A 5,848-nucleotide genomic window follows, 5' to 3' on the forward strand; every position below is an offset into this window, starting at 1 on the left:
CGTCGTCGACGGTGAGCCGTACGCCGTCCTTGTCGAGTACGGGAACGAGGTCCTTGTCGGGCGAAGCCATGGACGCCTCCGATGTGTGCGGTCAGCTAAGTGACTGCACAGTAACCACCCGGTCGATCAGCCGACCGACCGGGTGGCCACCATCGAAGCCGAGGGGCCACCCGGGGTCAGGCCGTGGCCTTTTTGCCCCGGGTCGCCCCGCCACGCCCTCGCAGCGTGACGCCCGACTCACTGAGCATGCGGTGCACAAAGCCATACGAGCGGCCGGTCTCCTCGGCCAACGCCCGGATGCTCGCACCGGCGTCGTACTTCTTCTTCAGGTCTGCCGCGAGCTTGTCGCGCGCGGCGCCGGTTACCCGGCTGCCCTTCTTCAGAGTCTCGGCCACCCGTGCCTCCTCATGGGAAGTGCGCTCTGGTCTCCTCATGATCACCCCTCCGGGCCTTGATGGCCACCCATTCGGCAAGGTCCGTGAGACAAGATTGTGACGACGGGAGCACATCCCCATATCCGGAATGCGGAATTCCGAAGGGCGGCGTCCGTACGCCCGAACGGATTGCCGCGGAAAATGCCAGGTCAGAAAGGCGTCACGGCCGAGCCCGGAAGAATCGGGGGCTCGGCCGCGAAATCGATGTAGGACACACCTCGGTACGAGGAGATCTCACACAGATGATGGATCACCGCTAGGCCGAATGATCCATACGCCGTTGATCACGTATTCGATCAAGCGAGGGCGACGAGGTCCGCGTAGTCGGCACCCCACAGGTCCTCGACACCGTCCGGCAGCAGGATGATCCGCTCCGGCTGGAGCGCCTCGACCGCGCCCTCGTCGTGCGTGACGAGGACGACCGCGCCCTTGTACGTGCGCAGCGCGCCGAGGATCTCCTCGCGGCTGGCCGGGTCGAGGTTGTTGGTCGGCTCGTCGAGGAGCAGGACGTTCGCCGAGGACACCACCAGGGTGGCCAGCGCCAGACGGGTCTTCTCGCCGCCGGAGAGGACCCCGGCCGGCTTGTCGACGTCGTCGCCGGAGAACAGGAACGAGCCGAGGGTCTTGCGGACCTCCACCAGGTCCAGGTCGGGGGCGGCCGAGCGCATGTTCTCCAGGACCGTGCGCTCCGGGTCGAGGGTCTCGTGCTCCTGCGCGTAGTAGCCGAGCTTGAGGCCGTGGCCCTCGATGACCTCGCCGGTGTCGGGCGTCTCGGCTCCGCCGAGCAGCCGGAGCAGGGTCGTCTTGCCCGCGCCGTTGAGGCCGAGGATGACGACGCGCGAGCCCTTGTCGATGGCCAGGTCGACGTCGGTGAAGATCTCCAGCGATCCGTAGGACTTCGACAGACCCTCGGCCATGAGCGGGGTCTTGCCGCACGGGGAGGGCTCGGGGAAGCGCAGCTTGGCGACCTTGTCGGACTTCCGCTCGGCCTCCAGGCCGGCCAGCAGCTTGTCCGCCCGGCGGGCCATGTTCTGCGCGGCGACGGTCTTGGTGGCCTTGGCCCGCATCTTGTCGGCCTGCGAATGCAGCGCGGAGGCCTTCTTCTCGGCGTTCTGACGCTCGCGCTTGCGGCGCTTCTCGTCGGACTCGCGCTGCTGCTGGTAGAGCTTCCAGCCCATGTTGTAGACATCGATCTGGGAGCGGTTGGCGTCCAGGTAGAACACCTTGTTCACGACCGTCTCCACCAGGTCGACGTCGTGGGAGATCACGATGAAGCCGCCGCGGTAGGTCTTCAGGTAGTCCCGCAGCCAGATGATCGAGTCGGCGTCGAGGTGGTTGGTCGGCTCGTCGAGCAGCAGCGTGTCCGCGTCGGAGAACAGGATGCGGGCCAGCTCGATACGGCGGCGCTGACCGCCGGAGAGCGTGTGCAGGGGCTGGCCGAGCACGCGGTCGGGCAGGTTGAGCGCGGCGGCGATGGTGGCGGCCTCGGCCTCGGCGGCGTACCCGCCCTTGGTGAGGAACTCCGTCTCCTGGCGCTCGTACTGCTTGAGCGCCTTGTCGCGGGTGCCGCCCTTGCCGCTGGCGATGCGCTGCTCGTTCTCGCGCATCTTGCGGATCAGCACGTCCAGGCCGCGCGCGGAGAGGATGCGGTCGCGGGCGAGGATGTCGAGGTCGCCGGTGCGGGGGTCCTGCGGGAGGTAGCCGACCTCGCCGGAGCGGGTGATGGTGCCGCCGGCGGGGATGCCGTCGCCGGCGAGGCACTTGGTGAGGGTGGTCTTCCCTGCGCCGTTGCGGCCGACCAGGCCGATGCGGTCGCCCTTGGCGACACGGAAGGTGGCGTTTTCGATGAGGACGCGGGCACCGGCGCGCAGCTCGATACCGGAGGCGGAGATCACGGACAGACTCCAGGGCGGATACGGGGGCGGGATGGGCGGCTGAGGACGTTCCCGCCGTCTAATGCGCGAGGAGAATGGCCATGAGAGACAGTCTAACGGGGACGTGCAAGCACTTTTTGACTGAGTCAGGCAGCAGGACAACGAGGAAGTGATCGCGATGGCAGGCGCCTCCGGTGGACGTCCGAGCATCTATCCGACGCTGCTCTACGCGGACGCGAAGACGGCGATCCGGCAGCTCACGGAGGCCTTCGGCTTCACGGAGCTCTCGGTGTACGAGGGCGAGGACGGCTCGGTGATGCACGCCGAGCTGACGCAGGGCAACGGCGCGGTGATGGTCGGCACCAAGGGCCGCGGCGGCTTGTTCGACACGGCCATGAAGGACGCGGGCACCGCGGGGGTGTACGTGGTGGTGGACGACGTGGACGCACACCACCGCCGCGCCGTGGACCACGGCGTGGAGATCCTGATGCCCCCGACGGATCAGGACTACGGCTCGCGGAACTACCTGGCCCGGGACCTCGAGGGCAATGTGTGGAGCTTCGGGACGTACGCGCCCGAGATAGCGGGCTGAGAGCCCCACCGGACCCCTGGCCGCTAGCTGCCGCCGGTGTGCACCTGGAACGCGGCCCGCCGTACGGCCTTGGCCAGGGCCGGGTCGGGGTGGGCCGCGGCGAGGGCGACCAGGACCTGCACGGTGCGCGGGTGTCCTACGGCACGTACCTCGTCGAGGAGCATCGGGATGGTCGGCTGCACCGCTGACTCCAGATGGCGGACGAGCAGCGGGGCCTCACCGTGGTCGGCGACGGCGGCCGCGGTGTCCACCCACAGCCAGGTCGCCTCCTGACGGGTGAGGACCTCGTGGGCGTCCTCCGGGTCGGCGCCGTCGTGCTCGGCCAGCCACAGCAGGGCGTACGGCCTGAGCGTCGGCTCGGCGACGACGCCGCGGACGTCGGGCTCGGCGGGGGCGCCGACCACGCGCAGCGCCTCGAAGGCGAGGCCGCGCAGCAGGGCGTCCTCGCCGCGGGCGGCACCGAGGAGTTCGGTGACGGCGCTGCCGACGGGGCGGGCGGCGAGCCAGGCGCGGTACTCGGCGCGGGCCGCGTTCGGGCGCAGCTGGGCGCAGCCGCGGAGCATGTCCTCGGCCGCCTGCTCGATGTTCCCGGCGGGGCTCTGCGCGGCGACGCAGATCTGCTCCAGCTTGACCCAGACGGCCCAGCTCCCGAGCGGGGTGAGCGTGGCCTGGCCGTCGCCGTAGGTGAGGGCGCCGACGGAGGCGAGGGCGCGCAGGGCCCAGTCGAGGAGGGGGGCGAGCGGGGCGTCGGTGGGCTCCGGCTCGGCGACCGGCTCGGGCTGGGGGCCGTAGGGGATCTCGCAGCGTGCGGTGCGCAGCTCGGTGACGCGCTGCTCCAGGAGGTCGAGGAGCTGCTCCACGGGGACGGGGCCGGCGGAGAGCTGGAGGAAGGAGAGCGCCTGCGGCATGGCGGAGACGACCTCGGCGACGGCGGCGGCCTCGCGGTCCTCGGGCTCCGGATGGGCGAGCGACCAGGCGTCGAAGAGGGCGACCCAGCCGCGCAGGACGGCGCTGTCGTCGCGGTCCCAGGCGCGCAGCCGCCAGCCGGGGCGGGCGCTGTCGCCGTGCACCTCGACGAGTCCGGCGAGGCGGGCGGTGTCCCAGTCGCCCCTGACCTGAGCCGAGGTCAGACCCAGGTCGCGGGCGGCCCGTTCGGCGGTCGCGTCGGAGAGAGTGGCCTTGCCGTCGGCGGTGGCGCTGTCCCCGCCGGGGCCGAGCGCCGCGTCGGCCCAGCGGGCGACGCGGGCCGCGGCGGCCAGACCTGAGCGCGCCATTCTGGCCAGCTCCGCCGGTGCCGGGGTGCCCTCCGGGGGGCGCGGTGCGGGTCGGCGCGAGCGCCGCTGGTTCATCGCTCTGGGGGCGGCGGCCAGGGGTCGCGGGCGGACGAGTCGAAGCCTGGAGTCGCGCGGGATACGGGACGTCACGGGTGCAGTCTTCCGGTTGACGGTCCGAAAACCCAAACGGAATGTCACGGCGGGCGACGGGGATGGCCAACGCACCGGGCCCGGCGAGCGGCCGAGGGCCGGAAACAAGCCAGTGGTACGACGCTAAACGGAATCTTCACGACCGGTCGGTGGAGAGCCGGGCGGGACATGGTCGCGACGGGGCGCAGGGGCGATGCAGGGGTCACATGAGAGGCGTCAGGAAGCGTCGCAGCGCCTCCTCGTAGGCGTGCGGGTCGGCGTTCCACATCGCTCCGTGGGGCGCGTTGCCGACGGTGTACAGGGCGACCATGTCGGGGCGCGCGTCGGCGAGGTGACGGGAGAACCGCCAGGGAGCCACCGTGTCGTCCGGTCCGTGGAAGACGAGTGCCGGGATGTGGAGCCCGTCGAACGGGGCCGGGCCCGCGACGCCGTCGTCGTACAGACCGGTGCGGCCCTGGGCGGCGCGGACCGCGAGGGGCAGCAGCGGGCCCGGGGTGCGGCGGGCCGCGGCGAGGGCCCGCAGGGTGGTCTGCCAGCTGAGCACCGGGGAGTCCAGGACGAGCCCCGAGACGCGGTCGCGCAGTCCCGAGTGCGCGGCGGCGCGCAGCGCCATGGTGGCGCCGGTGGACCAGCCGTGCAGGACGACCTGCCGGGCACCGTGGCGCACGGCGTAGCGGATCGCCGCGTCGAGGTCGCGCCACTCGGTCTCGCCGAGGTGGTTCAGCCCGTCGGGCCGGCGGGGTGCGCCCAGGTCGCCGCGGTAGGCGAGGGCGAGCACCGGGAAGCGGTTGCGGTGCAGGAACTCCATGACGTTCATGGCCAGTTCCCGCGTGGTGCCCAGGCCGTGCACGGCGATCACCCAGGTGTCCCGGGCGCCGGGCACGAACCACGCGGGCAGGGCGCCGAGTTCGCCGGGGATGTCGACGTCGGCGTGTTCGAGGCCGAGGGCGTCGCTCGGGTTGCCGACGTACACGTTCGCGGTGAGCCAGGCCTTGTCGCCGGACTTCAGGGTGCCGTGCGTGACGCTCTCCAGGCGGCGTACGACGGTGTCGGCGGTGTGCGGGGCGGTGGTCAGGACGGGGCCGACCACCGCGTGGGAGCCGTCACCGGAGAGGCCGTAGCGGCCGGGCCGCAGGGCGGCCAGGTGCCGGGTGAGGCTGATCTGCCCGGCGGCGGTGCCGTGCACGGTGAGCCGGGGTTCGGTGGGCAGCGGCCTGCCGGGAGGCGCCTTGAGCGCGGCGTCGCTGGCGAACCGGCCGGCGGCCACGGCGGCTGCGCCGGCTCCGATCACGGCGGTGGCGGCGGCGGCCGCCGCTTTGACAGTGCGCACGGCTCCAGTGTCCCGGCGGACCGGGCTCCGGACCAGTGGGCGGGGGCGGTGGGGTGACGTGCGCCGGGGCGCGGGTGACCGGCCGGGAGACGAGCGCCGGGGCGCGGGTGATCGGCGGGGCGACGGTATCCGGTGGACGCGCCCGGGCGGCCGGCGGAGCGGTGGCCGCAGCCGCGGGGCGGGATGCCGGCGGC

General features: G+C 72.2%; 5 protein-coding genes. 1 reads left to right on the forward strand and 4 read right to left on the reverse strand.

Annotated features, from left to right (window positions below):
- Positions 1-176: 176 nt before the first annotated feature.
- Together ACFTZL_RS39790 and abc-f are read right to left on the reverse strand one after the other, a co-directional pair.
- On the reverse strand, positions 177-395 hold the full coding sequence (locus ACFTZL_RS39790) for a helix-turn-helix domain-containing protein (protein ID WP_010037790.1): 219 nt from the start codon (positions 393-395) through the stop codon (positions 177-179).
- Between the two features lie 335 nt (positions 396-730).
- On the reverse strand, positions 731-2,329 hold the full coding sequence (gene abc-f / locus ACFTZL_RS39795; RefSeq protein ID WP_382593878.1) for a ribosomal protection-like ABC-F family protein: 1,599 nt from the start codon (positions 2,327-2,329) through the stop codon (positions 731-733).
- A 157-nt stretch (positions 2,330-2,486) separates the two neighbouring features.
- On the opposite strand from abc-f, the gene ACFTZL_RS39800 reads away from it, so the two are divergent.
- Positions 2,487-2,900 (forward strand): VOC family protein, encoded by a 414-nt coding sequence (locus tag ACFTZL_RS39800; protein WP_382593881.1) that lies wholly within the window; start codon positions 2,487-2,489, stop codon positions 2,898-2,900.
- A gap of 23 nt (positions 2,901-2,923) precedes the next feature.
- On the opposite strand, the gene ACFTZL_RS39805 is transcribed toward ACFTZL_RS39800, so the two are convergent.
- A complete protein-coding gene (locus ACFTZL_RS39805) occupies positions 2,924-4,174 on the reverse strand; it encodes a hypothetical protein (RefSeq protein ID WP_382593884.1) in 1,251 nt (416 codons plus the stop codon).
- Between the two features lie 352 nt (positions 4,175-4,526).
- The gene (locus ACFTZL_RS39810; RefSeq protein WP_382593887.1) at positions 4,527-5,654 is read right to left on the reverse strand and encodes an alpha/beta hydrolase family protein; all 1,128 of its coding nucleotides are present in this window, start codon (positions 5,652-5,654) and stop codon (positions 4,527-4,529) included.
- Positions 5,655-5,848: the final 194 nt, after the last annotated feature.

Origin of the sequence: Streptomyces sp. NPDC056948, assembly GCF_042674225.1 — a bacterium.
Lineage (GTDB): Bacteria > Actinomycetota > Actinomycetes > Streptomycetales > Streptomycetaceae > Streptomyces > Streptomyces purpurascens.

What these genes read in the sequence shown, in the direction of transcription:
- ACFTZL_RS39800 (WP_382593881.1), top strand. Translation starts at nt 2,487, where the DNA reads ATGGCAGGCGCCTCCGGTGGACGTCCGAGCATCTATCCGACGCTGCTC.
- ACFTZL_RS39805 (WP_382593884.1), bottom strand. Translation starts at nt 4,174, where the DNA reads ATGGCGCGCTCAGGTCTGGCCGCCGCGGCCCGCGTCGCCCGCTGGGCC.